Origin of the sequence: Sphaerisporangium fuscum (assembly GCF_018531465.1) — a bacterium.
Classification (GTDB): domain Bacteria; phylum Actinomycetota; class Actinomycetes; order Streptosporangiales; family Streptosporangiaceae; genus Sphaerisporangium; species Sphaerisporangium fuscum.
The window spans coordinates 411,389-435,746 of sequence record NZ_JAHDTF010000004.1; the positions used below are offsets into that span (position 1 = coordinate 411,389).

24 protein-coding genes are annotated in these 24,358 nt (G+C 72.1%); 13 read left to right on the forward strand and 11 right to left on the reverse strand.

Going from position 1 to position 24,358, the window contains the following annotated elements; genetic code table 11:
• Positions 1–170 precede the first annotated feature (170 nt).
• Positions 171–1,109, forward strand: a complete 939-nt coding sequence (locus KIK05_RS06955; protein ID WP_214409709.1) for a GlxA family transcriptional regulator — start codon at positions 171–173, stop codon at positions 1,107–1,109.
• A gap of 57 nt (positions 1,110–1,166) precedes the next feature.
• Complete coding sequence (locus KIK05_RS06960) at positions 1,167–1,799, forward strand: TetR/AcrR family transcriptional regulator C-terminal domain-containing protein (protein WP_214409710.1); 633 nt, start codon at positions 1,167–1,169, stop codon at positions 1,797–1,799.
• Positions 1,800–1,886: 87 nt separating this feature from the next.
• On the opposite strand, the gene KIK05_RS47970 is transcribed toward KIK05_RS06960, so the two are convergent.
• Positions 1,887–2,564 (reverse strand): 4'-phosphopantetheinyl transferase family protein, encoded by a 678-nt coding sequence (locus tag KIK05_RS47970; RefSeq protein WP_214409711.1) that lies wholly within the window; start codon positions 2,562–2,564, stop codon positions 1,887–1,889.
• Entirely contained in the window at positions 2,561–3,412 is an 852-nt protein-coding gene (locus tag KIK05_RS06970; protein ID WP_214409712.1) for a metallophosphoesterase family protein, read from the reverse strand. Before KIK05_RS06970 ends, KIK05_RS47970 begins: the two co-directional genes overlap by 4 nt.
• Positions 3,413–3,505: 93 nt before the next feature.
• On the opposite strand from KIK05_RS06970, the gene KIK05_RS06975 reads away from it, so the two are divergent.
• The gene (locus KIK05_RS06975) at positions 3,506–5,188 is read left to right on the forward strand and encodes an ABC-F family ATP-binding cassette domain-containing protein (RefSeq protein ID WP_214409713.1); all 1,683 of its coding nucleotides are present in this window, start codon (positions 3,506–3,508) and stop codon (positions 5,186–5,188) included.
• A 139-nt stretch (positions 5,189–5,327) separates the two neighbouring features.
• A complete protein-coding gene (locus KIK05_RS06980; protein WP_308249786.1) occupies positions 5,328–6,317 on the forward strand; it encodes a C40 family peptidase in 990 nt (329 codons plus the stop codon).
• A 5-nt stretch (positions 6,318–6,322) separates the two neighbouring features.
• Here KIK05_RS06980 and KIK05_RS06985 read toward each other — a convergent pair whose 3' ends face one another.
• The 4 genes from KIK05_RS06985 to KIK05_RS07000 all read right to left on the reverse strand — a co-directional run bounded on the left by KIK05_RS06985 (position 6,323) and on the right by KIK05_RS07000 (position 11,950).
• Positions 6,323–8,503, reverse strand: coding sequence for a glycoside hydrolase family 6 protein (locus KIK05_RS06985; protein WP_214409714.1), 2,181 nt, complete (start codon positions 8,501–8,503; stop codon positions 6,323–6,325).
• A 246-nt stretch (positions 8,504–8,749) separates the two neighbouring features.
• The gene (locus tag KIK05_RS06990) at positions 8,750–10,129 is read right to left on the reverse strand and encodes an ABC transporter substrate-binding protein (RefSeq protein WP_214409715.1); all 1,380 of its coding nucleotides are present in this window, start codon (positions 10,127–10,129) and stop codon (positions 8,750–8,752) included.
• 25 nt (positions 10,130–10,154) lie between these two features.
• Positions 10,155–11,051 carry a carbohydrate ABC transporter permease gene (locus KIK05_RS06995; protein ID WP_308249787.1) on the reverse strand — a complete coding sequence of 299 codons (897 nt, stop codon included), beginning with the start codon at positions 11,049–11,051 and terminating at the stop codon, positions 10,155–10,157.
• Positions 11,048–11,950 (reverse strand): carbohydrate ABC transporter permease, encoded by a 903-nt coding sequence (locus KIK05_RS07000; RefSeq protein WP_214409716.1) that lies wholly within the window; start codon positions 11,948–11,950, stop codon positions 11,048–11,050. Before KIK05_RS07000 ends, KIK05_RS06995 begins: the two co-directional genes overlap by 4 nt.
• Positions 11,951–12,304: 354 nt before the next feature.
• Between KIK05_RS07000 and KIK05_RS07005 the strand changes: the two genes are divergently transcribed.
• Positions 12,305–13,357: a LacI family DNA-binding transcriptional regulator gene (locus tag KIK05_RS07005; protein ID WP_308249788.1), complete on the forward strand. Its 1,053-nt coding sequence runs from the start codon at positions 12,305–12,307 to the stop codon at positions 13,355–13,357.
• A gap of 101 nt (positions 13,358–13,458) precedes the next feature.
• Positions 13,459–15,516 (forward strand): beta-galactosidase, encoded by a 2,058-nt coding sequence (locus KIK05_RS07010; protein ID WP_214409717.1) that lies wholly within the window; start codon positions 13,459–13,461, stop codon positions 15,514–15,516.
• Between the two features lie 14 nt (positions 15,517–15,530).
• On the opposite strand, the gene KIK05_RS07015 is transcribed toward KIK05_RS07010, so the two are convergent.
• On the reverse strand, positions 15,531–16,232 hold the full coding sequence (locus KIK05_RS07015) for an MBL fold metallo-hydrolase (protein ID WP_214409718.1): 702 nt from the start codon (positions 16,230–16,232) through the stop codon (positions 15,531–15,533).
• Positions 16,233–16,638: 406 nt separating this feature from the next.
• Here KIK05_RS07015 and KIK05_RS07020 point away from each other — a divergent pair, with 406 nt between their 5' ends.
• On the forward strand, positions 16,639–17,337 hold the full coding sequence (locus tag KIK05_RS07020; RefSeq protein ID WP_214409719.1) for a hypothetical protein: 699 nt from the start codon (positions 16,639–16,641) through the stop codon (positions 17,335–17,337).
• A gap of 74 nt (positions 17,338–17,411) precedes the next feature.
• Entirely contained in the window at positions 17,412–17,702 is a 291-nt protein-coding gene (locus KIK05_RS07025; protein ID WP_214409720.1) for a YiaA/YiaB family inner membrane protein, read from the forward strand.
• 9 nt (positions 17,703–17,711) lie between these two features.
• Here the strand turns inward: KIK05_RS07025 and KIK05_RS07030 are convergent, their stop codons facing one another.
• Both KIK05_RS07030 and macS read right to left on the reverse strand, forming a co-directional pair.
• Positions 17,712–18,344: a response regulator gene (locus KIK05_RS07030; RefSeq protein WP_214409816.1), complete on the reverse strand. Its 633-nt coding sequence runs from the start codon at positions 18,342–18,344 to the stop codon at positions 17,712–17,714.
• A gap of 36 nt (positions 18,345–18,380) precedes the next feature.
• Entirely contained in the window at positions 18,381–19,508 is a 1,128-nt protein-coding gene (gene macS / locus KIK05_RS07035; protein ID WP_214409721.1) for a MacS family sensor histidine kinase, read from the reverse strand.
• Positions 19,509–19,626: 118 nt separating this feature from the next.
• On the opposite strand from macS, the gene KIK05_RS07040 reads away from it, so the two are divergent.
• The 5 genes from KIK05_RS07040 to KIK05_RS07060 all read left to right on the forward strand — a co-directional run bounded on the left by KIK05_RS07040 (position 19,627) and on the right by KIK05_RS07060 (position 22,640).
• On the forward strand, positions 19,627–20,811 hold the full coding sequence (locus tag KIK05_RS07040; RefSeq protein ID WP_214409722.1) for a hypothetical protein: 1,185 nt from the start codon (positions 19,627–19,629) through the stop codon (positions 20,809–20,811).
• A 77-nt stretch (positions 20,812–20,888) separates the two neighbouring features.
• A complete protein-coding gene (locus KIK05_RS07045; RefSeq protein ID WP_214409723.1) occupies positions 20,889–21,173 on the forward strand; it encodes a hypothetical protein in 285 nt (94 codons plus the stop codon).
• 165 nt (positions 21,174–21,338) lie between these two features.
• Positions 21,339–21,731, forward strand: a complete 393-nt coding sequence (locus tag KIK05_RS07050) for a ChaB family protein (protein ID WP_214409724.1) — start codon at positions 21,339–21,341, stop codon at positions 21,729–21,731.
• A 235-nt stretch (positions 21,732–21,966) separates the two neighbouring features.
• Complete coding sequence (locus KIK05_RS07055) at positions 21,967–22,374, forward strand: hypothetical protein (protein ID WP_214409725.1); 408 nt, start codon at positions 21,967–21,969, stop codon at positions 22,372–22,374.
• Positions 22,375–22,376: 2 nt separating this feature from the next.
• The gene (locus tag KIK05_RS07060; protein ID WP_214409726.1) at positions 22,377–22,640 is read left to right on the forward strand and encodes a DUF4235 domain-containing protein; all 264 of its coding nucleotides are present in this window, start codon (positions 22,377–22,379) and stop codon (positions 22,638–22,640) included.
• 431 nt (positions 22,641–23,071) lie between these two features.
• On the opposite strand, the gene KIK05_RS07065 is transcribed toward KIK05_RS07060, so the two are convergent.
• Both KIK05_RS07065 and KIK05_RS07070 read right to left on the reverse strand, forming a co-directional pair.
• Positions 23,072–24,070 (reverse strand): SDR family oxidoreductase, encoded by a 999-nt coding sequence (locus tag KIK05_RS07065; RefSeq protein WP_214409727.1) that lies wholly within the window; start codon positions 24,068–24,070, stop codon positions 23,072–23,074.
• Positions 24,071–24,082: 12 nt separating this feature from the next.
• Complete coding sequence (locus KIK05_RS07070) at positions 24,083–24,340, reverse strand: hypothetical protein (protein WP_214409728.1); 258 nt, start codon at positions 24,338–24,340, stop codon at positions 24,083–24,085.
• Between the last annotated feature and the right edge of the window lie 18 nt (positions 24,341–24,358).

The following is a 24,358-nucleotide window of genomic DNA, read 5'->3' on the forward strand; positions in this document are numbered from 1 at the left end:
TCGTCGATGCTGGAAATCGCCACCGACGGTAGTAGGCGGCCGAATCACCTCCCAGTGGCATTCACGACACCTCCCAACGGGATACCGCCAGATGCTCTGACCAGCATGTCCATGGATTCGTGCTGGCTCGGCCGCTTGGCGGGAAACAGGCGGGCGGCTAGCGTTCCGCCATGCACACCGTGGCCGTCCTCGCCCTCGACCAGGTGATCCCCTTCGATCTGTCCACCCCGATCGAGGTCTTCACGCGTACCCGTCTGCCGGACGGCCGTCCCGCCTACCAGGTGCGCGTCTGCGCCGAGCGGCCCCAAGTGGACGCGGGCCTGTTCACCCTGCACGCCCCCTGGGGACTGGACGGGCTCACGGACGCCGACACGATCATCGTCCCCGGCACCGCCGACCCCAAGGCCCCGCTCTCACCGGCCGTCCGCGACGCGGTCAGGGCCGCCGCCGCCCGCGGCACCCGGATCGCCTCCATCTGCTCGGGCACCTTTCCCCTGGCGGCCACCGGACTCCTCGACGGCCTGCGCGCCACCACGCACTGGCTCGCCGCCGACCTGCTGGCCACCGCGTACCCCGGCATCGAGGTGGACCCGGACGTCCTCTACGTCGACAACGGGCAGATCCTGACCTCCGCGGGCGCCGCCGCCGGGCTCGACCTGTGCCTGCACCTGATCCGCCGCGACTACGGCTCCGCCGTGGCCGCCGACGCCGCCCGTCTGTCGGTCATGCCGCTGGAACGGGAGGGCGGGCAGGCCCAGTTCATCGTCCAGGAGTTCCCGGCCACGAGCCGGGGCTCGGCGCTCGAACCCCTGCTCATCTGGCTGCAGTCCTCCCTGGCACGCGACCTGACCGTGGCCGACATCGCCGCCCATGCCGGGATGAGCCCGCGCACGCTGATGCGCCGCTTCCGGGAGCAGACCGGCACGAGTCCGCTCCAATGGCTGCACCGTGCCCGCATCCGCCAGGCGCAGCACCTGCTGGAGACCACCGACCACACCGTCGAACGCATCGGCGCCCAGGTGGGCTTCACCTCTCCCACCGCCTTCCGCGACCGCTTCAAGCGCGTGACCGGCGTCAGCCCCCACGCCTACCGCCGCGCCTTCCGCTGAAGAGGCGCTCGGCGCCGTTTCTCTTATGCTGTAAGTCAAGTTGTGAGGCGGTGGTGCATGGAACGCGGGAAGCTGTCCCGGGAGCGCGTGCTCGACGCGGCGCTCGTCCTCGTCGACAAGGTCGGGGTGGCCGGGTTGACGATGCGCAAGCTCGGGGCGGAGGTCGGCGTCGAGGCGATGACGCTGTACTACTACGTGCCGAACAAGGAGGCCCTGCTCGACGGGCTGGTCGAGCGCGTCCTGAGCCGCGCCGTGGCCGAGCCGCCCGCCCCGGGCACGCCGTGGCGGGCCATGCTCCGCGAGGCGGCCGTGGGGTACCGGCGCGAACTGCTGCGGCACCCCGGCGTGCTGCCCCTCGTGGCCGTACGCCCGGTGAGCCGGCCGGAGGCGCTGCGCGTGCTGGAGGCGGGGGTCGCGGTCCTGAAGGAGGCCGGGTTCGGGCTGCGGGAGGCCTTCCACACCATCACCGCGACGATCACCTTCGTGGTCGGCCACACCCTGGCCGAGGTCCCGCCGCCCGGCCAGGACGAGCCCGACCTGGACACCGACGGCTTCCCGCTGATCGCCGAGGCCGTCGCCGATGGGCTCGGCACCCCCGAGGACCACCAGTCCCGCTTCGACTACGCCCTCGATGCCCTCCTCGACGGCTTCACCGCCCGGCTGAGGGAGACGGCCGGGAACCCGCCGTGAACGGCGCCGGAACCGCCGCACCACGTCCCGCCGCACCGGCGCCGGGAAGGGGACCGATGGGCCGGAGCGGTGGAGGGGCCGCGGTGGTCACGGGATGGGCCGGGAGGCCGGGGTGGGGACGACGATGGCGGTGAGGATCAGGTCGTCGTCGACCAGCCAGCGGCCGGAGAAGCCGGTGAGCTCCACGCCGTCGGTCCGCGGGCCGGGGACGAGGAGGCGGGCCGAGAAGGTGCCCGTGGCGGGGTCGATGCGCACCCTGGCCTCGCCGAAGTCGAGCCAGCGGCGGGCGAGCGGGTACCACGCCTTGTAGACCGACTCCTTGGCGCAGAACAGCAGCCGTTCCCAGTGGACCCGCCCGTCCTGCCGGGCCAGCTCGCGCAGGTGGTCGCGCTCGTCGGGCAGGGTGATGATGCCCAAGGTGCCCTCGGGCAGCACGTCGTGAGGCTCGGCGTCGATGCCGATGGTGGTCACGTCGGACGACCGGCCGACGACGGCCCCTCGGTACCCCACGCAGTGTGTGATGCTGCCGACGACGCCGTCCGGCCAGCGAGGCTCTCCGCGCGGGCCCGGGAGCAGCGGCGTGGGAGGCAGCCCCAGCAGGCCGAGGGCCTGCCGGGCGCACATGCGCGCCGTCGTGAACTCCCTGCGCCGCTTCTCGACCGCCGGTTCGATGAGCTTCTCCTCCTCGGGGAAGAGCGTCACCCCGGGCGGGTCGTCGAAGGTGTCCGCCCACACGACGCCGGGAGGAAGGATCTTCTCGATCACGAGGCGGTTTCGTCGGGGAAGACGTGCCTCATCGCCCGCATGCCGTCCAGGCCGTACATCTTCCGCTCGCGCGGGTAACCCAGCGACACCTCCTCGTGGCGCACGCCGTCGTGGCGGGTGGTCCTCGGGATGTGCAGGTGGCCGTACACCACGGCCGCCGCGTTGTAGCGCAGGTGCCAGTCGGCCGTCCCCACCGTGCCGCACCACTGCGCGAACTGCGGATAGCGCAGAATGTCGGTGGGCTCACGGACCAGCGGGAAGTGGTTGACCAGGACGGTCGGGATCTCCGGGTCACGGGCCGCCAGACGCCGCTCGGTCTCCCGCAGCCGGGCCCGGCACCAGGCGTCCCTGCTGGGGTACGGGTCCGGGTGCAGCATGAACTCGTCGGTGCACACCACCCCGGACTTGCGCGCCCAGGCGAGCGCCTCCTCCTTGGTGGTGTCGGGCGGCCGGAAGGTGTAGTCGTACAGGACGAAGAGCGGCGCGATCGTCACCGGCCCGCCGTGGCCCGTCCACACCGGGTAGGGGTCCTCGGGGGTGTGCACGCCGAGGCGCCGGCACATCTCCACCAGGTGCATGTAGCGTGCCTCGCCGCGCAACTGCACCGGGTCGTCCTTGGGCGTCCACAGCTCGTGGTTGCCCGGAACCCAGACGACGGTCGCGAACCGCTCGGCGAGGAGGGCGAGGGCCCACTCGATGTCGGCGGCGAACTCGCCGACGTCGCCGGCCACCAGCAGCCAGTCGTCGTCGGAGCCGGGCCGGAGCTTCTCGACGATCTCGCGGTTCTCGGGGTAGGCGACGTGCAGATCACTGATCGCCAGAAGCCTGCCGTCGCCGCCGCTCGTCACCCAATGATCGTAACCGGGCGGTCCCGGGACGGGAACGGCCTGCACGGGTGTTAATCGGTCGATGTGCTCGCCGGGACGGATACCGTTTCAGGCATGAGCGCCACCATCGTCGCCAAGGACATCGCCGCCGGACACGGTGACCGGGTGCTGTTCTCCGGGCTCGACCTGGTCGTGGGCCCCGAGGACGTCGTCGGCCTGGTCGGCGTGAACGGCGCCGGGAAGTCCACGCTCCTGCGCATCCTCGCGGGGCTGCTCGCACCCGAGCACGGGGTGGTGCAGGTGACGCCCCCGACGGCCGCCGTCGGGTACCTCCCGCAGGAGCCCGAGCGCAGGCCCGGTGAGACGGTGACCGACTTCCTGGCCCGCCGCACGGGCGTCACCGCCGCGCAGCGGGAGCTCGACGCCGCCACCGAAGGGCTGGTGGAGGGCCGTCCCGGAGCCGACGACGCGTACTCCGCCGGCCTGGAGCGCTGGCTCGCCCTCGGCGGCGCCGACCTGGCCGAACGCGCCGAAGGCGTGGCCGCCGACCTCGGCCTCGCCGTCGACCTCGACCAGCCGATGACCTCGCTGTCCGGCGGGCAGGCCGCCCGCGCCGGGCTCGCGTCGCTGCTGCTCAGCCGGTACGACGTGTTCCTGCTCGACGAGCCCACCAACGACCTCGACCTCGACGGCCTCGAACGCCTGGAGCGGTTCGTCACCGGCCTGCGGGCGGGCACGGTGCTGGTCAGCCACGACCGCGAGTTCCTCGCCCGCACCGTCACCCGCGTCGTCGAGCTCGACCTCGCCCAGCAGCAGGTGAACTCCTACGGCGGCGGCTACGAGTCGTACCTCGCCGAGCGCGAGGTGGCCCGCCGCCACGCCCGCGCCGAGTACGAGGAGTACGCCGAGAAGCGGTCCGATTTGCAGGCCAGGGCCCGCACGCAGCGGGCGTGGATGGAGAAGGGCGTCAAGAACGCCCGCCGCAAGGCCACCGACGGCGACAAGATCGGCCGGAACTTCCGCAGCGAGGCCACCGAGAAGCAGGCGGCGAAGGCCCGGCAGACCGAGCGCATGATCGAGCGGCTCGAGGTGGTCGAGGAGCCCCGCAAGGAGTGGGAGCTGCGCATGGAGATCGCCGTGGCCCCGCGCGCGGGGGCCGTGGTCGCCACCATGCGCGGCGCGGTGGTCCGGCGGGGCGGCTTCACCCTCGGCCCCGTCGACCTGCAGATCGGCTGGGCCGAGCGCGTGGCGATCACCGGGGCCAACGGCTCGGGCAAGTCGACGCTGCTCGCGGCGCTCCTCGGGCGGATCCCGCTCGACGAGGGGCACGCCGCCCTCGGGCCGGGCGTCGTGGTCGGCGAGGTCGACCAGGCCCGCGGGCTGTTCCTGGGCGAGGAGCCGCTGGTGGAGGCGTTCGGCGCGGCGGTGCCCGATCTCGCCCCCGCCGACGTCCGCACGTTGCTGGCGAAGTTCGGGCTGAGGGCCGACCACGTGATGCGTCCCGCGGCCACCCTCTCGCCGGGCGAACGCACCCGGGCGGCTCTCGCGCTGCTGCAGGCCCGCGGGGTGAACCTCCTGGTGCTCGACGAGCCCACCAACCACCTCGACCTGCCCGCGATCGAACAGCTGGAGTCCGCGCTGGCCTCCTACCCCGGCACGTTGCTGCTGGTCACCCACGACCGGCGCATGCTGGACGCCGTGCACACCTCCCGCCACCTACGGGTCTCCGCCGGGAAGGTCACCGAGACGCAGGGCGGCCACGAGCGGGACGGCAGCGGCCGCCGGGCCCTTTCCTGAGGAATTCTCCGATCGGCTGAACCGAACGTGACGGCGGCGCGTACCTGCTGCTGCGAACCGTCGCGAAGCACCGCGGGTCTGCCTGAGCCCCCGCAGGCAGACCCGTCCGCGGTGCCGGCTGATCAGGGAAGGGGTCTGTGTGCCCGTGCGCAGCATCCGGACGAGAGTTGTTCCGGCGGTCGCCGGGCTGGCCGCCGCCGTCCTGCTGACCTCGCAGGGGAGCGCGGCCGCCGAACCGCGCCCGACCGTGGCGCAGGCCAAGGCGAGGCTGGCCAAGCTCCAGGACCAGGCCGACAAGACGGTCGAGCGCTACAACACCGTCGCCGAGAAGTACAAGGCCGCCAAGAAGAAGTACGACCGGCTCGACCACGAGCTGGGCGGCGAGCGGAGCAAGGTCGACTCCCTCCGGGAGAGCGTCGTCTCGACGGCGTCGAGCATGTACCAGTACGGCGGCCTGTCGAGCATCGGCGGCATCGTCACCCAGAGCGACCCGGCCGGTACGCTGGCCGGGCTCGCGCTGGCGAACCAGGTGTCGGAGGGCCGGGCCCAGACGCTGGCGCGGTTCGACGAGGCAACGCGCGGCCTCAGGCAGCGGGTCGGCACGGCGAAGGCGGCCTACGACGACGTGGCGAAGACCCTCGCCGACGTCGCCAAGGAGAAGAAGCAGGTCGAAAAGCTCGTCGGCGAGCAGGAGCGCCTGCTGAGGCGGCTCAACCAGTTCAACCCGGGCAACCCCGACAGCCGCGGCATCAAGTACACCGGCACGGCGTCCGGCAACGCCAGAACGGCCCTGCAGTTCGCGTTCGCCCAGGTGGGCAAGCCGTACCGCTGGGGCGCCACCGGGCCGGGCTCCTTCGACTGCTCCGGCTTCGCCCAGGCGTCCTGGGCCAGGGCCGGGGTGAAGCTGCCGCGCACCACCTACCAGCAGTGGGCCTGGGGCGCCTCCCGCCGCGTCTCGATGGACGACCTGCAGCCGGGGGACCTGCTGTTCAGCAACGGTCTCGGGCACATGGGCATCTACGCGGGCGACGGCAAGATGGTGCACGCCCCGCACACCGGTGACGTCGTCCGCGTCGTCACCCTCGACTCCTACGGCCGGAGCCGCTTCATCGGGGCCGTCCGGCCCTGACGCCGTCAGTCCTTCTCGGTCAGCGGCGGGACGGCGTTCTTCGCCCGGTCCAGCGCCAGGTCGGGCCACCACTGCCCCGAGGCGGGGGTCACGAAGCCGTACACCGGGTCGGCGGGCCCCGCGGTGCCGCGCACGCACTGGCCGTTGGAGAAACCGGGGCTGTTCAGCCAGAGCAGCGCGTCCGCGAGAGGGTGCCCGGTGGCGGTGGTCGGCCGCGCGCCGGCGCCCCGGCCGGGCGGGTTGCACCATTCGTCCGGCACCTTGTACCGCCCGGCCGGCGGCTGCCACTCGCCGGTACCGTTCCGGCTGGTGTCCACCACGAAGTGCGGGAGGTCCGGGAGGTCGTCCGGTACGGCCGCGAGCTCGTTCTCCAAGCAGGTGGCCGCCGGTGACGAGGACGTCTTCAGGTGGACGCACCTGGACAGCTTCGCGCCGTAGGCCAGCGACGCCTCCGTGGTCCGGTAGCCGACCATGTTGACGTAGAAGCCGTCCGCCTTGCTCACCCCGGCGTTCACCAGGCGCTCGGCGCTGTCGGCGACAGAGGGCCAGCCGGCGAGGCCCCCGTCGAGGTAAACCGAGGTGCGGGCGAGGCCGCCGAGGGTCTCCACCGCGTAGGAGAGATCGCTGTAGCGCTGCCTGGCGGCCGTCTCGCCGCCCTCGGGGCACTGCGCGCTGCCGGGCATCCTCGCCAGGCTGCTGGGTTCCAGGACGACGACCGCCGGACGGCTCCCGATGCCCTCGGCCACCGCGTCGATCCAGTCCCGGTAGGCGCCGGTGTTCGCGGCACCGCCGTTCCAGCAGTCACGGCCGGGGATGTCGTTGGTGACGAACACCGGGACGGTGTGCCCCTGCTCGGCCTCGCTCGCGGCGGTCCGAGCCGTGCGGGAGACGTCGGCGGGTGAGCCGCCGGCCAGCCACATGGCCTGGGGGACGCGCGACAGGGCCCGCATGAGGGACGCGTCGGCCGTCCGTCCCTGGTCGGACCAGGTGCGCGCCTGGCGGGCGGCGTCGGTGCCGGGCTGCTGGTAGAACCGCACGTCCTTGGCCCGCAGCGGGTTCTCACCCATCGGGCCTCCGGTCGCCGGAGGTTGCCCGGGAAGGTCGCCGCCCGAGAGGCCCGGGTACGGAGGGGGCTGGAAGATGGTCAGCTTCGCCTGCGAGGTGAGGACGACGCCCGCCGTCACGAGCGCGAGCGCCGCCGCGCCGGCACCGGCCCACCTCCAGCGCCGCCGGCGTGGCGGGCCGAGGCCGGACGGCCCTCCCGACGCGGCCTCCGTCTCGGCGTCGGCGGCGACCGCCTTCGCCTTCGCGCGGGGAAGAAGCGAGCCGCGCGGGACCGCGACGACCACACGGCCGGCCTTGCCGGCCGCCAGGGACTCGACCAGTTCGGCGGCGGCGGGCCGGCCGGCGGGGTCCTTGTCCAGCGCCCGGGTGACCAGCTCACCGAGGACGCCGTCCAGCCGAGGCAGGTTCGGCGCGTCGTGCACGACCCGGTAGAGCACCTCGTGCCCCGCCCCCGCGCCGAACGGCGGCTGCCCGCAGGCCGCGAACGCCACCACGCCCGCCCACGAGAAGATGTCGGACGACGCCGAGATCGGCAGCCCGCGCACGTGCTCGGGCGACATGTACGCGGGCGTGCCCATGACCGCGATCGAATGGGTCGAGGAGTCGGGCAGGTAGGCGAGCCCGAAGTCGATCACCTTGGGGCCGACCGGGGAGAGCAGCACGTTCGACGGTTTCAGGTCCCGGTGGATGACGTCGGCCGCGTGGATGGCCCGGAGCGCGACCGCCATGCTCATGGCCAGTCCTTCCAGGCTGGAGCCGGAGAGCGGGCCCCGCGTGCGGACGGCCTCGAAGAGCGTGGGCCCGGGGACGTACTCGGTGACGAGGTAGGCGATGTCGCCGTCCACGTCAGCGTCCAGCACCGGCGCCGTGGAGAACCTCGCCACGCGCAGCGTCGCGGCCACCTCGCGGCGGAACCGCCTGCGGAACTCGGGGTCACCGGCGAGGTGCCGGTGGATCACCTTGACGGCCACCTGCACCCGCGAGGGCCCCTCGGCGAGGTAGACCACTCCCATGCCGCCTTCGCCGAGCCTGCGCAGGACGCGGTAGCCGCCCACCTGCCAGGGATCGGCGTCCACGGGCCGCCCGCCCGCCGGGTGGTCGTGCCTGGTGCCGCGGATCATCGGCCGTCCCGCCGACCCGCTGCCGGGATATAGCTGCTCGTAATTGGACTTTCTCCTCCGAACACCCAAAACCGATCCAGATGGCGATACGGCTCCCACGCGGCCTCGGTTCACGCCCTCGTCGGATGTGAGGCTTTCGCTTGATGTCCGAAGGGTGGTTCAGTTCGCCCGCGAGCTCTCCCGGTCCGCTCGGCGCCGAGGCGGCGGGACGGTGTGCGCCGAGGCCTCCGGCCGGGGCGGTGGAGGTCAGTCGCCGGACGAGATCGTGAAGCCCTGCTGGTCGCCGAAGGTGGTGATGCGGTCCTGCCAGGACTTCAGGCCCGCCGCGAGGTCGCCGCCGTCGAGGGCCTGGCCGACGGTGTCCTTGAAGACGCTGTTGGCGTACACCTGGAACGGGAGGTACTGCCAGTCGGTGCGGACCGCGGCGGAGGCGTCGCTGAGGATCTGGTTGGCCTTCTGCCCGCCGAAGAACTCCAGCGGCGCGTCACGGAAGGCGGGGTCGCCGAGCAGGACCTTGGTGGCGGGGAACAGCCCGGCCTCGGTGTTCAGCGACTTGACGGCCTCTGGGTCGGAGTTCAGCCACTCGGCGAACGCCACCGCGGCCGGGATGTTCTTGCTCTGCGGGATGACGGCGACCGACGAGCCGCCGTTCTCGGCGTTCATGGGCTTGGCCGGGTCGTACTGCGGCATCGGGGCGACCGCCCACTTGCCGGCCGACTTCGGGATGGAGCCGGCCATCGGGGAGGGCGCCCAGGCGCCGGCCAGCCAGAGGGCGTACCTGCCGGAGTCCATGCTCTTCCACCACTCGTCGGTCCAGCCGGGCTGCGGGTCGACGAGCTTCTCCTTCAGCAGCGTGCCCCAGGTGTCCACCCACTGCTTGACGCCGGGGTCGGAGGCGAGCCCGATGCGGACGTCGCTGGTGCCGGAGGTCCTGAACGGCACGCCGCCCGCCTGCCAGATCAGGCTGTCGACGCCGCCCGCGTCGCCGGGGTCGATGGAGGTGATGAACTTGTCCGGGTCGGCCTTCTTGATCTTCCTGGCCGCGTCGAGGAACTCGGTCCACGTCGTGGGCGGCTTTATGCCGACCTTGTCGAAGACGTCCTTGCGGTAGAACATCGCCATCGGCCCGGTGTCCTGGGGGACGCCGTAGACGCCGCCGTTGATGGCGACCTGTCCCCAGGCGGAGGCGGCGAACTTGTCCTTCAGGGACCCGGCGCCGTACTCCGCCAGATTGACGACCTGCTTCGACAGCGCGAACTGGGGGAGGGCGAAGTACTCGATCTGCGCGACGTCGGGCGCGCCCGAGCCGGCCTTCAGGGCGGTCTGCAGCTTGGTGTACTCGTCGGCGGACTGCCCCGCCTTGACCACGTTGACCTTGATGTTGGGGTATTTCGCCTCGAACCGGGCCACGGTCTTCTCGATGCCCGTCACCCACGTCCAGAAGGTCAGCTCCGCGGGCTTGTTCAGCGCGTCCTGGACGGCGGCCGTCGCGCTCGGGACGGGGGCCTGACCGGAACCGGAGCCGGCGTCGGAACCGGAGCCGCCGCCGCAGGCGGCGAGCGCGAGCGCCAGGGCCGCGCCGATGCCGGCGGTCACGACACCGCGCCGCGAAGGAAGTGTTCTCATGGCGGTTTCCTCATTCGTTGGGGGGTTACTGCTTCACGCTTCCGGTGGCGAGCCCCGACTGCCAGAACCGCTGCAGCACCAGGAAGGCGATGATCAGCGGCACGATGGAGAGCAGGCTGCCGGTCAGGACCAGGTGGTAGGTGGCCTCGCCGGCACCCGAGGAGCCGGTGTTGGCCTGGGCGTTCCACTGGTTGAGCCCCACGGTGAGCGGGAACCAGTCGGGGGTGTTGAGCACGATCAGCGGCAGGAAGTAGTTGTTCCAGGTCGCCACCAGCGAGAACAGCAGCACGGTGACGAAGCCCGGGGCGAGCAGCCGCAGCGAGATGGTGCGGAAGATCCGGAACTCCCGCGCCCCGTCGATGCGGGCCGACTCCAGAATCGAGTCGGGCACGGCGTCGGTCGCGTAGACGCGCATCAGGTAGAGGCCGAACGGGCTGGTGAGCGAGGGGATGAGCACGGCCCACGGAGTGTCGACGATGCCCACCTTGCTGAACAGCAGGTACGTCGGCACCGCCAGTGCCGTGCCCGGGATGGAGATCGCGCCGAGGACGATCGCGAACAGCAGCCTGCGTCCCGGGAAGTCGTACTTGGCCAGGGCGTACCCGCCGAGGGTGGCCAGGACGGCTGCCCCGCCCGCGCCGACCACTGAGTACAGCAGGGTGTTGCCGAACCAGCGCAGGTAGATGCCGTGGTTGTAGCTCAGCGTCTCGCCGATGTTGGCGAACAGGTGGAAGTCGCCGCCGAACCACAGGCCGAAGGTCGAGAACAGGTCGCCGCTGTCCTTGCTGGCGTTGGCGAACAGCCAGAACAGCGGCATCACCGTGTACACGAACATCGCCAGCATGATCACGGTCAGCGTGGCGCTCCTGCGGTGGCGCCTCGGCCTGAGGGCCCGGTGGGACGACGAGGCGACGGCCGTCACAGCGTCTTCTCCCTTCTCGCCGTGAAGATCTGCACGGCGTAGGCGACGACGATCGTGACGAGCCCGAGGACGACGGCGACCGCGGCGGAGTAGTTGAACTGCTGGCCGTTGAACGCCAGGTTGTAGGCGTACATGTTGGGCGTGTAGCTGGTGGTGATGACCGCGGGGGCGAGCGTCTGGAGGATGTTGGGCTCGTTGAAGAGCTGGAAGCTGCCGATGATCGAGAAGATCGTCGCGACGAGCAGCGCGGGCCGCAGCGCCGGGAGCTTGATGCTCCACGCGGTGCGGATCGCGCCCGCGCCGTCCATCTCGGCGGCCTCGTAGAGCTCCTCGGGCACCGCCCGCAGCGCGGCGTACAGGATGATCATGTTGTAGCCGACGTACTCCCAGGTCACCATGTTGCCGATCGAGGCGAGCATCCAGGAGCGCGACAGCAGATCCGGCAGCGCGACGCCGAGACCGCGGCCGATCTGCCCGGCCAGGCCGAACCGGTCGCCGTACATGTAGCCCCACATCAGCGCCGCGACGACGGCGGGCACGGCGTACGGCATGAAGATCGTGACGCGGAACAGGGACGGCCAGCGCAGTCGGCCGCTGTCGATGGCGAGGGCGCACAGCAGCGAGATGAGCAGCATCACCGGCACCTGGACGACCAGGAAGAGCGCGACCCGCAGCAGGCCGGCGCCGAAGAGCGCGTCGCTGAGCGCCCTGGTGTAGTTGGCGAGGCCGGAGAAGACGGTGCCGCCGATCAGCCGGTCCTGGAAGAGGCTCAGGTAGACCGCGTACGCCAGGGGCGCGACGACCGTGACCAGGAAGACCGCGAAGAACGGCAGGAAGAAGGCGTAGCCGGCGACGCGCGGGCGCAGGTACGGCCGGCCCGGCACGCCGTGGGCGCTCATCGCGTGGTCCTGACGCGCGATGTTCGCGTTGCCACGAGGACTGGCACTGAACTCTCCTTGTCGGGCGGCGGCGGCCTGGGCGGCCCCGCTGCGACCTGGGCCGCGCGCGGCGTCGTAGCGGCGGTGTGGGTGAGTGGCGTGTTTACGTGAACATGACGAAGGTGAGCCGTAGTCTGGACCGACCCCCCATGTGTGTCAATAGGGAACATCGGGCCACCAGCAATGTCCGTTTTAGGCGAATGTGTGACCTTCATTTCCTTGTCCCGCAGCGTCATTGACGGACGGGCGTGTTTACGTAAACATCGTGCGAGAGTTTCCACAGGCGATACGCCGATCGGACGACATGAGGTGGCAGTGGACGGGGGCACCCAGGAAGCGCGGGATTCAGGCGCCGCGCGGCGGCCGCGCCGGCGGGCGTCCATGGCCGACGTCGCCGCCATGGCGGGCGTGTCGAGCCAGACGGTCTCCCGGGTGGCCAACAACCGCAGCAACGTCGAGGAGGAGACCCGCCGGCGCGTGCTGTCGGCCATGCGCGTCCTCGGATACCGCCCCAACACCGCCGCCCGCGCCCTGGTCACCGGCCAGTTCCGCACCCTCGGGCTGATCAGCTTCGGGTTCAGCAACTTCGGCAACGCCCGCACCGCCGACGCCATCGCCAGGGTCGCGCAGCGGTCCGGCTACACCGTCAACATGGTCGCCATCGAGTCGCAGACTGAGCGGGCGGTGCACCAGGCGTTCGACCAGCTCACCATGCAGGCGGTCGACGGCATCGTGCTCGTCGAGGCGCAGATCCTTGACACCCCGGCGCTGCGCCTGCCACCCGGCGTGCCCGTGGTCATGGCACAGGGCGACCTCAACCTCCGCCACCCCATGGTCGACACCGACCAGGCCCTCGGCGCCCGCCTCGTCACCCGTCACCTGCTCGACCTCGGCCATCGGACCGTCTGGCACGTCTCCGGCCCCGAAGACTCCTACTCGGCGCGCGGCCGCGCGGAATCCTGGCACGCCACCCTCAAGGAGGCCGGGGCGACGGTGCCTCCGGTGCTGTTCGGCGACTGGAGCGCCGCCAGCGGCTACGAGGCCGGGCTCCGCCTCGCCGAACGGCCGGAGGTCACGGCCGTCTTCGCCGCCAACGACCAGATGGCCCTCGGCGTCATGCGGGCGATGACCCAGGCCGGGCGGCGCATCCCCGACGACGTCAGCCTCGCCGGCTTCGACGACATCGAGGAGTCGGCCTACCTCTCGCCGCCGCTCACCACCGTCCACCAGGACTTCGATGTCGTGGCCGAGCGCATCGTGTCGCTGATGCTCACCCAGATCGAGACCGGCGAGATCCCCTCCACGATCGCCCTGGTCGCGCCCCGCCTGGTCGTCCGTGAGAGCACGGGCGCCCCGCCGTCCCGCTGATCCACGCTTCGCCGCGCCGCCGGCCGGCCGATCCCACAGACCCGCACCTGACCGAAGGGAGGAGCGGCGGACCCCGGACAGCCGGGCCGGCCGCGCCGACAATGGACGTCAACGATCTCAACCCGGCGCCCGGCGCCGCCTCCCGGCTCTGGCGCGGCCTCGGCGGCCTCGCATTCGGCGGCGACTACAACCCCGAGCAGTGGCCCGCCGAGACCAGGGCCGAGGACCTCCGCCTCATGGCCGAGGCCAAGGTGAACCTCGTGACCGTCGGCGTCTTCGCCTGGGCCCGTGTCGAGCCCGTCCGCGACGCCTACGACTTCTCGTACTTCGAGAAGGTCCTCGACGACCTGCACGCGCACGGCATCACCGCCGACCTCGCCACCATGACGGCCTCGCCGCCGCCGTGGCTGGTCCACGAGCACCCCGAGATCCTGCCCGTCACCGCCGAGGGAGCCGTGCTCGGGCCCGGCGGACGGCAGCACTTCTGCCCGTCGAGCCCCGTCTACCGCGAGCGCGCCGCGATGCTGGCCGAACGGCTCGCCACCCACTTCCGCGACCACCCCGCGCTCGGGCTGTGGCACGTCGGCAACGAGTACGGCTGCCACATCGCGGCCTGCTACTGCGAGGTGTCGGCGGCGGCCTTCCGCCGCTGGCTGCGCGAACGCTACGACGACGTCGACGCGCTGAACGACGCCTGGTCGACCGACTTCTGGTCGCAGCGCTACGCGTCGTTCGACCACGTACGGCCGCCCGCCCTCGCGCCGACCTTCCCCAACCCCGCCCAGCAGCTCGACTACATGCGCTTCAGCGACCAGGAGCTGCGCGCCTGCTTCGAGGCCGAGGCGAGCGTCCTGCGGCGCGTCACCCCCGGCGTCCCCGTGACGACGAACTTCCTGGGCGGCCTGAAGTCGGTCGACGTGTTCGAATGGGCGCCCGGGCTCGACGTCGCCGCCGTCGACTGCTACGCCGACCCGCACGACGAGCGTCCCCACCTCGCCCCCGGCCTGGTGTACGACACGATCCGCGGCTCGCGGGGCGGGGAGCCGTGGATCCTGATGGAGCAGGCGCCCAGCGCGGTCAACTGGCGGGCCAGGAACGCCGTCAAACAGCCCGGGCGGATGCGGTTGTGGAGCTGGCAGGCCGTCGCGCACGGCGCCGACGCGGTGATGTTCTTCCAGTGGCGGCAGTCACGCGGCGGCGCCGAGAAGTTCCACTCGGGCATGGTGCCGCACGCCGGAGCCGACAGCAGGGTGTACCGCGAGATCGCCGCACTCGGCCAAGAGCTCGCCTCGGTGCCCGGCCTGCTCGGTACGCGGGTGCGCAACCAGGTGGCGATCCTGCTCGACTGGAACAGCTGGTGGGCCCTGGAGCTCGACTCCCACCCGTCTGCGGGCGTGCGGCAGGCGGAGCGGCTGCTCGACCACTACGGTCCGCTGCACGACCTCGGCGTCGGCGTCGATGTCGTGCCGCCCTCGGCGGACCTCGGCGCGTACGCGCTGGTCGTGGCCCCGAACCTGTACCTGCTGTCCACCGAGGACGCCGAGCGCCTCACGTCGTACGTCGCGGGCGGTGGCGCGCTGGTGGTGTCGTTCTTCAGCGGCATCGTGGACCAGCACGACCGGGTGCACCTCGGCGGGTACCCCGCGCCGCTGCGCGAGGTTCTCGGCGTGCGGGTCGAGGAGTTCTGCCCGGCCGCCGAGCATGAGACGTTCGCGGTGCGCGGCTGCGGCGCGCTCGAGGGCGCCGAAGGCGTCGCCGACCTGTGGCGCGAGGATCTCCAGCTCACCGGCGCTGAGCCGGAGTTCGTCTTCGACTCGGCCGACTGGGCGGGCCGCCCGGCGGTGACCAGGCACGAGTTCGGCGCGGGGGTGGCCCGCTACCTCTCGACCCGGCTCGACGAGACCGGCATGCGCGCGGTCCTCGGCCGGGCGGTCGCCGAGGCGGGGGTGCGGCCTGCCCTCCAGGGGCTGCCCGCGGGGGTGGAGGCGGCCGTCCGCAGCGGGGACGGCGGCACCTTCCTCATCCTGCTCAACCACACCGGCGACAAGCACGAGGTCCGCCTTGACGGCGAGTGGACCGACGCGCTCGACCCGGCGGACGCGCGGGTGAGCACGGTGGCCCTGCCCCCCGCCGGGGTCGCCGTGCTCCGCGCCGGCTGAGCCTCCTGCGGGGCTCAGCCGGGGAGGGCGGCGGACGCGGCGCGCAGGGCGGCCGGGACATCCCCGGTCACCGGCTCGCCGTGCCCGACGCAGGCGAGGCTCGCGTCCAGGCGGGCGAGGGCACGGAACGACTCCACCGTCCGCCCGGGGTCCTCGTTGAAGACGCCGGGCATCAGCCGCTTGTCGACGTTGGCCACCGTGTCGCCGGTGAACAGCACTCCGGGGCCGGGCAGGTGGATCGCGATGCTGCCGCCCGTGTGGCCCGGGATGGCGACCACCTTGGCCCCGCCGCCGAAGTCGAGGACAGCACCGTCCTCCAGTTCCCGGTCGACCGGGCACGGCGGGCCGGGCGGCAGCTCGTCGATGCGCAGGGTCCGCCAAAGCTCGCGCTCCCAGTCGGCGAGGGCGGGCCGGTGTCCTGGGTCCTCGCCGCGGATGACGGGCGCGTCCAGGCGGTGCGCCATCACGGGGGCGCCGTTCCAGGCCCTGACCTCGGCGGCCGAGCCGTAGTGGTCGTTGTGGCCGTGCGTCACGATCACGCGGTGGAGGTCCTCCTTCCGCAGGCCGAGCGACTCGATCGCGGCCGCTATGTCGGCCCCGCTTCCGGCCGTCCCGGTGTCGATGAGTGTGAGGGAGTCGGAGTCGCGCCAGAGGTAGGCCTGCCCGAAGCCGAGCAGCAGCATGTGAAGCTCCGGACGGAGCTGGATGATCTGCATGGGTCGGACCGTAGACGGCCGTCGCCCCTGTGGGGGAGGCGTTCCGCCTGTGGCGCATCCGCCAAGAGCGCAACGCGGCGCTGCGCTCGCCCGGTGGCCGGAAGCGGTCAGGTGGGCCTGGACCGGTTTCGGGGCGGCGGCGAATCGGGCAGATGGGTGAAGAGCATCAGGTGCCAGGCGGGAGGCCGGATGGGTCACGAAATATCCCTCAAAACCGCCTCACCTGCGGAAGCAATCCCCGCGTTCTTCGCCGCCGCGCGGCGTGTCCCGCGCGGCTCGCCACACTCTGCGGTGACGATGGGCGGAGATGAACCACTGATCCCCGAACGGCGTCAAAGAGAGCATGGATTCCGCAGCCCTTGAGACTGCCCGTGTCAGAGACGCCCGCAGGATCGCGGCCGTTGGCTTGCTGCTGTTCGGACCGGTCTTCGCGGTTCTCGTCCCCTGGGCGCGGACGTTCCCGGCGGAGGCCGCCCAGCCGGCCGGGGACGACCACCACCCCGCCGCGCTGCCGGTCGTGCTGGTCGTCCTGGCCGCCTACCTGACCTGCCTGGTCGGGGTGGGGCTCGCGCAGGGCCGCGCGTGGCTGCTCGAACGGCGTGTCGAACCGGGTGAGCTGTACGACCGTCCCCTCATGGAGCTGTCGACCCGCGTCATGTTCGCCTTCGCCTGGCTGCAGGTCATGTTCGTCGGGGTCGTGATCGTGGCCCTCTTCGAGGACCTGGAGTACCGCGCGATGGTCATCGGCGGCACGGTGGTGGTGTGCGCGTTCTGGCTGTGGGCCGTGCTGACCGGCATGCTGACGGTGTCCAACGTCACCACCGGCATCCGGCTGCTGCTGGCCGGGGACCACCGGCCACTGGACGGCGGCCTGCCGCGCGACGACCGCGAGCGGCGGCTGCGCGTGTTCTCCGCCGCCGGATGGCTCGTCCTGCTGGGCGTGTCGGCACGTTCGGCGGCGATCCTCTACACCCACGGCCAGCACCCGGAAGCCCCCGCGGACACCGGCCCCTCCCAGGTGCTGCTGCTGGCCGCCGTCGCGGCCGCCGCCGTCACGATCGTCGCCGGTCGCCTGGCCGACCGGCGGGTCCTCGCCATGGTCTGAGCGCGGGCGTACTCAGACCAGGCCGGGTACGCGTACTCATGCCCGGCCCGCGGCCATGGGCACATCATCGGGACATGACCAAGCCAATCCAGCCGACCATGACCGGTGCCTACTACGCCCAGTGCATGATCTCCTTCGCCCTGGCCCTGGGAAGCGTCGCGATCGGCATCGCCTACCTGCCGGTGAACCCATGGGTGCGCGCGTTCCTCGCCGTCGGTGTCCTGTACACCGTCACCTCGGCCTTCGTGCTGGCCAAGTGCTTGCGCGACCGCCAGGAGATCGCGAACATGACGAGCCGCGTCGACCAGGCGCGGCTGGACAAGCTGCTCTCCGAGCACGACCCCTACAAGGTCGAAAGCGTCTGAGAACCGCGCTCACTCCCCGTCGAGACCCCGCTCGATCGCGTAGCGCACCAGCTCGACCCGGTTGTGCAGCTGCAGCTTGTTGAGCGTGTTCTGGACGTGGTTCTGCACCGTGCGGTGCGACAGCACGAGCCGCTCGGCGATCTGCTTGTACGACAGGCCCTTGGCGACCAGCCGGAGCACCTCGGTCTCGCGGTCGGTCAGGCGCGGCCCGGCGTCGCCGGCGGGCTCCTGGGCGGCGAGGCGGCGGTACTCGCCGAGCACCAGCCCCGCGAGCCCGGGCGTGAACACCGGCTCGCCGCCGGCGGTGCGCCGCACGGCGTCCAGGAACTCCTCCCGGCTCGCCGACTTCACCAGGTAGCCCGAGGCGCCCGCCTTCACCGCCTCCAGCACGTCCTCCTGCTCGCCGCTCGCCGACAGCACGAGCACCCGGGGAGGCGGCTCGCAGGCGGCCAGGCCCTTGGCCACCTCGACGCCGGGCAGGTCGGGAAGCCTGAGATCGAGGATCACCACATCGGGTCGTGCGGCGGCGGCGACGCGGAGGGCCTGCCGTCCCTCACCGCAGGTCGCGACCACGTCGTACCCCGCCTCGCCGAGGTCGCGGGCGACCGAGTCGCGCCACATCGGATGGTCGTCCACCACCATCACCCGAAACGCCTCCACGCCCGCCACTGTAAGCCGTCACCGGGCGCGGCGGGGGCGCGGAGCGGGCACGGTCAGTTCGACCTCGGTGCCCTGGCCGGGGACCGAGACGAAGCCCGCCGTGCCGCCGAGCTGGGCGAGCCGGCCACGGATCGACCGGGCGACCCCCAGCCTCCCTTCGGCCTCCGCCGCGGCCAGCCGCCCTTCGGGGATGCCGGGGCCGTCGTCGCGGACGGTCACCGTCACCGAGCGGCCGTCCTCCTCGGCGAACACCCACGCCCGTGCGCCCTCGCCGCAGTGCCGTCGTACGTTGTCGAGGGCCGCGCCCGCGGCCGCCGCGACCTCCCGAGCCTGTGAGGCCGGCAGCAGGAGCGGAGTCGCCGGCGTGGACACCGTCACCGCCGGCGCGCCGTACCGGCGCAGCAGCGCGCCCAGGTCGGCCAGGCCGTCCTCGTACCCGCCCGTCGCGGGTTCGCTGCGGATCATCTCGCGGAGCGCCGCCTCCTGCTCGCCCGCGAGCCGTCCCAGCTCGGCCGCCTCACCGCCGATCTCGAGCCCGCGGCGCTGCACCAGGGCGAGCACCTGGAGCACCGAGTCGTGGATGCCCCGGGCCAGACGTTCGCGTTCGCGGTTGGCGGCCTCCATCTCGACCGCGCGCTGCAGCCGCTCCTCGGCCTGCTTGGTCAGCCGCGACACGTGGCCCACCACCGCCCCCGCCAGGGTCAGCAGCACGGCCCCGTTGACGGGAACCGACAGGTCGAACCCGCGCAGGCCGCGCAGCCACAGGTCCGCGGCCGACAGCACGACCGCGGCCACGACGCCGGCCCGCCGCCCGCCGTACACGGCCCAGGCCAGCACCGGCCCGCCGATCCAGGTCGCCGTGACCGGCATGACACCCGCGGGCCCGGCCTGCGGGCCCTGGACGTACGGCGACGCCAGCAGGCACCCCATGGTCACCAGCAGGTCGATCACCAGGAGGGGGCGGCCCCGGGCGGCCGGATAGGCGACCGTCGTGGCCGCCGTCCACAGGGCCATCATCGCGATGACCAGCCATCCGAGCAACGGACGCCGGTAGCCCCCGGCACCCGCCAGCAGCAGGGCCGCGTACGCCACCGAGGCGATGCGGTAGACCGCGACGGCCCTCCAGAACTGGTGCTCTATGCCCACGTGCCCATGATGGCGGGCCTCGTCCGGATTCACAGCAAACTTGCCGCGTGCGGCGCAGGTCCCCTCAGGTGGCCCCTCCACACTGTCGGACGATGATCGCCGACTGTGGAGGGAAGCCGTGGGCAGCTACGATCCGGGACGGCTGCGGGCCGGAGCCCTCGCGGCGGGACTCGCCGTCGGGCTGACGGCCTGTGTGACGCAGGCGTTCGCGGCGTCCGTGCCGGAGGGTACGGCGCGGCTTTCCGCCGCTCAGGCGGTCTCCACTGACGTTCCCTACGTGTGCATGGGGGCCACGCGTTCGTTTCCCGTCACCCTGGACGGCCCCTCCGCCGCCGCCACGGCGGGGGTGCCGTTCCCGGTCGCCTGGGGGGTCGGCACCTCGGCGAGCGACCCGCTGACCGCGCCGTCCACCATCCCGAGCGGAGGGGCGCACCTCACCGGTGAGCTCGCCTGGTCCACCGCCCCCGTGCCCGGCGCCTCCCCGACCCCCACCGCGACCGATACGCCCACGGTGGGCGACACCGCGACCGCCTCGCCGGCGGCGACCCCCACCGCGACCGATACGCCGGCGGTGACCCCCACGGTGGGCGACACCGGGACCGACACGCCGACGGCGACCCCCACCGCGACCGACACGCCGGCGGTGACCCCCACGGTGGGCGACACCGGGACCGACATGCCGGGTGACACCGTTTCCAGCACGCCGGGCGGGAACGAGAGCGTCGCCGGCTCCACGGCGGCGATCGCCAGGGCCGAGGGCCCCGCGAACACCGTCGCCATGGACAGTGGCAGCCCGATCGCCGTGCCCTCGATGACGGCGACGATCACACCGTCCGCGGAGGCCACGCTCGCGCTGACGGCGGGCGCGTTCACGGTGAACCTCGATCCCTCGCCCATCACGTGCAGCCCGGCCCCCGGCGCCACACCCGCGTCCCTCGCCGTCACGGTCGGCCCCTCGGCCGACGCCACCGCGACCCCCACCGACACCTCGTCCGCCCCCGCCGCGACCGTCACGGTCACCGAGACCTCCCCGGCGCCCACCGTGACCGCCACGGTGACCGCGACCTCTTCCACTCCCACCGCCACCGCCACGGTGACGGCCACCACCTCCGGGCCGACGGTCACGGCCACCTCGACCGTGCAGGTCAGGGTCACGCCGGTCGGCGCGGCGCAGACGGGCGAGGCGCCCGGCGAGGGCGCCCCGGGCACCGGCTGGATCGTCTTCGGCCTGCTCACGCTCGCCGGTACGGCCCTCTGCCGCGTCGTCACCCGCCGCGCGGCGGGCGGCCGGCCCGCCCGCTGAACGCGGCGAACACGGGCACCGACGTTTGAGATTCGTGTGGGGGAAAGAGGGAGGGCAACCGCGAAGGAGGCAGTGCCATGACGATAGCCGGAAGCATCTTCCTGATCATGCTCGGCGCCATCTTCACCTGGGCCCTCGAGTTCGACCTCGCCGGCGTCGACATCAACACCCTCGGCGTGATCCTCATGCTGGGCGGCATCGTCGGGCTGGCGTTCGGCATCTGGCGCATGAACAGCGTCCGCCGTACGGTCACCCGCACCACCGACGCCACCCCGGTCACCCCGGTCAGCCCCGTGCACCCGGTCGACGCCACGCGGACCCAGGTGTACGAGGAGCGGCGCTACGACGACGGCATGATCTGACGCCGGGGGAACCCCGCGCTCGCGGACAAGTCATGAAAAGTCATGCGATGTTCTGCGGGAGTGAACGGCTGCCCCAAAGTTTCGGCGGCTCGCGCATGGAGCCGCCGGCCAGGGAAGGAAAACCGTCGGTCGAACAGGATCGGCTGCTTTCGAGGAGGGAGAAGCATGCCTGGAAAAGAGGAACTCCCGTCCACAATCGAGCGCTCGCCGAAAAAGGCGCAGGAGACCTGGATCAAGGCGCACGATTCGGCGGTGAAGACGTACGGCGAGGGGCAGAGGGCGCACCGCACCGCGTTCGCCGCCCTGAAGCACTCGTTCGAGAAGGTCGGCGACCACTGGGAGCCCAAGTCCAAGAAGGGCCCCTCCGACGCGCAGGCGGCCCGCGGCACGCCGAAACCCGGCAAGACGGCCGAGGGCGTCGACGCCAACGCCAGCAAGGAGCACCTGTACCAGATCGCCACCAAGCTCGGCATCGCCGGCCGGTCCCGAATGGACAAGGCCCACCTCGTCGAGGCGATCAAGAAGGCGAACCGCAGGGCGACCGCCAAGGCCCGCTGACGGCCGACCTGGTCCCACCGGGCCGGGCCGGCCGCCCCGGCGGCCGTCACCCGCGAAGCGGCGACCCATCGTGGCCGCCGTCCCTCGAAAGACGCGAAGGATTCGTACCAGGCCGGCTCGCCGCGTGCGCAGCCGGCTTTCGGCATGCGTATTCCCGCCGAGTCGCCATTCGGCGGGAAACCCGTTAGAGCCGGGCGGCCTCGGGTAGCGGGAGTTCATCGCGAAGGAGGAAACGATGGCGGATACCGCGAATCGAGCGCAGGACGCGCTGACGGAAATGAAGAAGAGCGCGGGGGACCTCAAGGTCGTGGCCGGGGAAAAGGCGGGAGTTCTGGCCTCCAAAGCCGGAGAGAAGGCCGGCGACCTCGCCGCGAAGACCGGTGACAAGGCCGGCGACCTGGCGGCCAAGGCGAGTGCGAAGGCCGGGGACCTCGCCGTGAAGGCGGGCGAGAAGGCGAGCGACCTCGCCGCGAAGACCGGCGACGCGGCCGGTGACCTCGCGGAGAAGGCGCGGCAGCACCTGCCCGAGGTCAAGGACGCCGCCGACAAGGTCGTCACCCGGGCCAAGAACCGCCCCTGGGCCACCGCGGCGGTGGTCGCCGGGGTCCTGGTGCTCTGGCGGGTACTGCGGAGGAAGAAGTAATCGTGAAAAAGCTTGCCTACAGGGGAGTGGGCGCGCTTACCGGTATGGCCGGCGGTCTCATTTCCGGACTGGTTTTCAAGCAGGTCTGGAAACTGCTCGCCGGCAAGGGCGACGCCCCCGAGGCCACATCGAAACAGTACGGCTGGGGTGAGGTTCTGGTGGCCGCAGCCGTCCAGGGAGCGATATTCGGCGTGGTCAAGGCCGCGATCGACCGGGCGACCGCGGAGGGCATCGAGAACGCCACCGGGACCTGGCCCGGGGAGTGAGGCGGACCTTCACGCCATCCCGAGCGGCGGCGCACCCACCCCCGGGCCGCTCGGGCGCCGTAGGCCCCGGCCGCGCACGACGGCGGCGGCTGACGGCGCACCCGGACCGACGGGCGGGGGCGGGAGCGTCCACCACGCTCCCGCCCCCGCCCGCTTCCGTCAGCCGGTCGGCGTCTTCCACGTTGGACGACCGGCCGTACGCCTCCTCGTCCGGGCCGTCGTAGGTCTCGGCCCACCACAGGTGGTGGTTCCGGTTCTCGTGGTGCCGGCCTCGGCTTCCCGCTGACCGAGGTCGACAACCGTCGCCGTCCAGGACGCGGCGATCACCACGGTGGAGGGCCTGGGCGGCGACGACGATGGCGACGCTCGACGGCGCCGGACGTCCGCATGAGGACGCCGGCCGCCCTCGGCGACCGGCGTGCGTGCGCGACTCAGCGGCGGACGGCGCGGACGGCCAGTGTCGCCGCGGCGGCCCCGGCCAGGCCGGCGGCGACGAGGCCCCGGTTCTGCGACAGCCACACCTGGAGGCTGCGGTTCTTGGATCGCCGGTCGAAGCTGCCGTGGGCGCCGTAGTCGCGGTTCTCGTCGGCCGGTTCCCACAGGTTGGCCACCCTGGTGGGCTGCTTCTCGCTGGTCTGCTGCGACTTGACGCCGGTCCGGCCGAGATAACGGTCGATCAGCCCGGGGACGATCCGCTCGCCGACGATCGTCGCCGCGGTGCTGCCGCCGACCCAGTACTCCCGTCGCGAGGGGTGCTCGGCGGCGTACACGATGGCCTGCGCGGCGACCTCCGGCTGGAAGATCGGTGGTACGGGCTGCGGGTGCCGGCGCAGCCGGGAGAGCACCCAGTCGAACTGCGGGGTGTTCACCGCCGGGAGCTGCACCATCGTGATCTTCACGTCGCTGTGGTCGTGGAGGAGCTCCGTGCGCACAGACTCGGTGAAGCCCTTGATGGCGTGCTTGGCGCCGCAGTACGCCGACTGCAGGGGGATGCCGCGGTAGGCCAGGGCCGAGCCGGTCTGCACGATCACGCCCTGGTTCCTGGCGCGCATGCGGCGCAGTGCCGCCCGGGTGCCCCAGACGTAGCCGAGATACGTGACCGCCGTCGTCCGCTCGAACTCCTCCGGCTCGACCTCGGTGAAGGGCGCGAACACCGACGAGAACGCCACGTTGATCCAGACGTCGATGGGCCCGAGTTCCTTCTCGATGCTCTCGGCCGCCGCCTCGACCTGCTCGTGGTCGGCGACGTCGGCGGGGAACACCTTGGCGGTGCCGCCCTCGGCGCCGACCTCGGTGGCCGCGGTCGCGAGGCCGGTCTCACCCCGCGCGATGAGCGCGACCTTCGCGCCCTTCTCGCCCAGGATCCGGACGACCGCGCGGCCCACGCCGCCGCTGGCGCCGGTGACGACCACCACCTTGTCCTTCAACATGTCGGCTCCCTCTCACCCTGTGGACCGTGGTCCGCGGCCGAGGCGGCGCTGCCGGCGGACGGCGAACAGTACGTCGATCACGGCGATCACGGCGATCACGGCCAGCACCGCCGTCAGCACGTAGGCCTTGACGATCAGCGTCAGGACGCCCACCGCCACCGCGAAGAAGATGACGAACGACGCCAGGCGGATGTGGATGACGTCACGGGGCGTCGCCTGGACCATGGGCTTGCCAGTCTCGGACCGCTGTTCCGGAGTCTCGTACATCATCGGCCCCCCTTTCCGGTG

Bases quoted from the DNA above. Each gene is read 5' to 3' on its own strand.
- KIK05_RS07055 (WP_214409725.1), top strand. From the start codon at position 21,967: ATGGCGGATACCGCGAATCGAGCGCAGGACGCGCTGACGGAAATGAAG.
- KIK05_RS07070 (WP_214409728.1), bottom strand. From the start codon at position 24,340: ATGATGTACGAGACTCCGGAACAGCGGTCCGAGACTGGCAAGCCCATG.
- KIK05_RS07015 (WP_214409718.1), bottom strand. From the start codon at position 16,232: ATGCAGATCATCCAGCTCCGTCCGGAGCTTCACATGCTGCTGCTCGGC.
- KIK05_RS07050 (WP_214409724.1), top strand. From the start codon at position 21,339: ATGCCTGGAAAAGAGGAACTCCCGTCCACAATCGAGCGCTCGCCGAAA.
- KIK05_RS07025 (WP_214409720.1), top strand. From the start codon at position 17,412: ATGACCAAGCCAATCCAGCCGACCATGACCGGTGCCTACTACGCCCAG.
- KIK05_RS07010 (WP_214409717.1), top strand. From the start codon at position 13,459: ATGGACGTCAACGATCTCAACCCGGCGCCCGGCGCCGCCTCCCGGCTC.
- KIK05_RS07045 (WP_214409723.1), top strand. From the start codon at position 20,889: ATGACGATAGCCGGAAGCATCTTCCTGATCATGCTCGGCGCCATCTTC.
- KIK05_RS07030 (WP_214409816.1), bottom strand. From the start codon at position 18,344: ATGGTGGTGGACGACCATCCGATGTGGCGCGACTCGGTCGCCCGCGAC.
- KIK05_RS07000 (WP_214409716.1), bottom strand. From the start codon at position 11,950: ATGAGCGCCCACGGCGTGCCGGGCCGGCCGTACCTGCGCCCGCGCGTC.
- KIK05_RS07065 (WP_214409727.1), bottom strand. From the start codon at position 24,070: ATGTTGAAGGACAAGGTGGTGGTCGTCACCGGCGCCAGCGGCGGCGTG.
- KIK05_RS06990 (WP_214409715.1), bottom strand. From the start codon at position 10,129: ATGAGAACACTTCCTTCGCGGCGCGGTGTCGTGACCGCCGGCATCGGC.
- KIK05_RS06975 (WP_214409713.1), top strand. From the start codon at position 3,506: ATGAGCGCCACCATCGTCGCCAAGGACATCGCCGCCGGACACGGTGAC.
- KIK05_RS06985 (WP_214409714.1), bottom strand. From the start codon at position 8,503: ATGATCCGCGGCACCAGGCACGACCACCCGGCGGGCGGGCGGCCCGTG.
- KIK05_RS06955 (WP_214409709.1), top strand. From the start codon at position 171: ATGCACACCGTGGCCGTCCTCGCCCTCGACCAGGTGATCCCCTTCGAT.
- KIK05_RS06960 (WP_214409710.1), top strand. From the start codon at position 1,167: ATGGAACGCGGGAAGCTGTCCCGGGAGCGCGTGCTCGACGCGGCGCTC.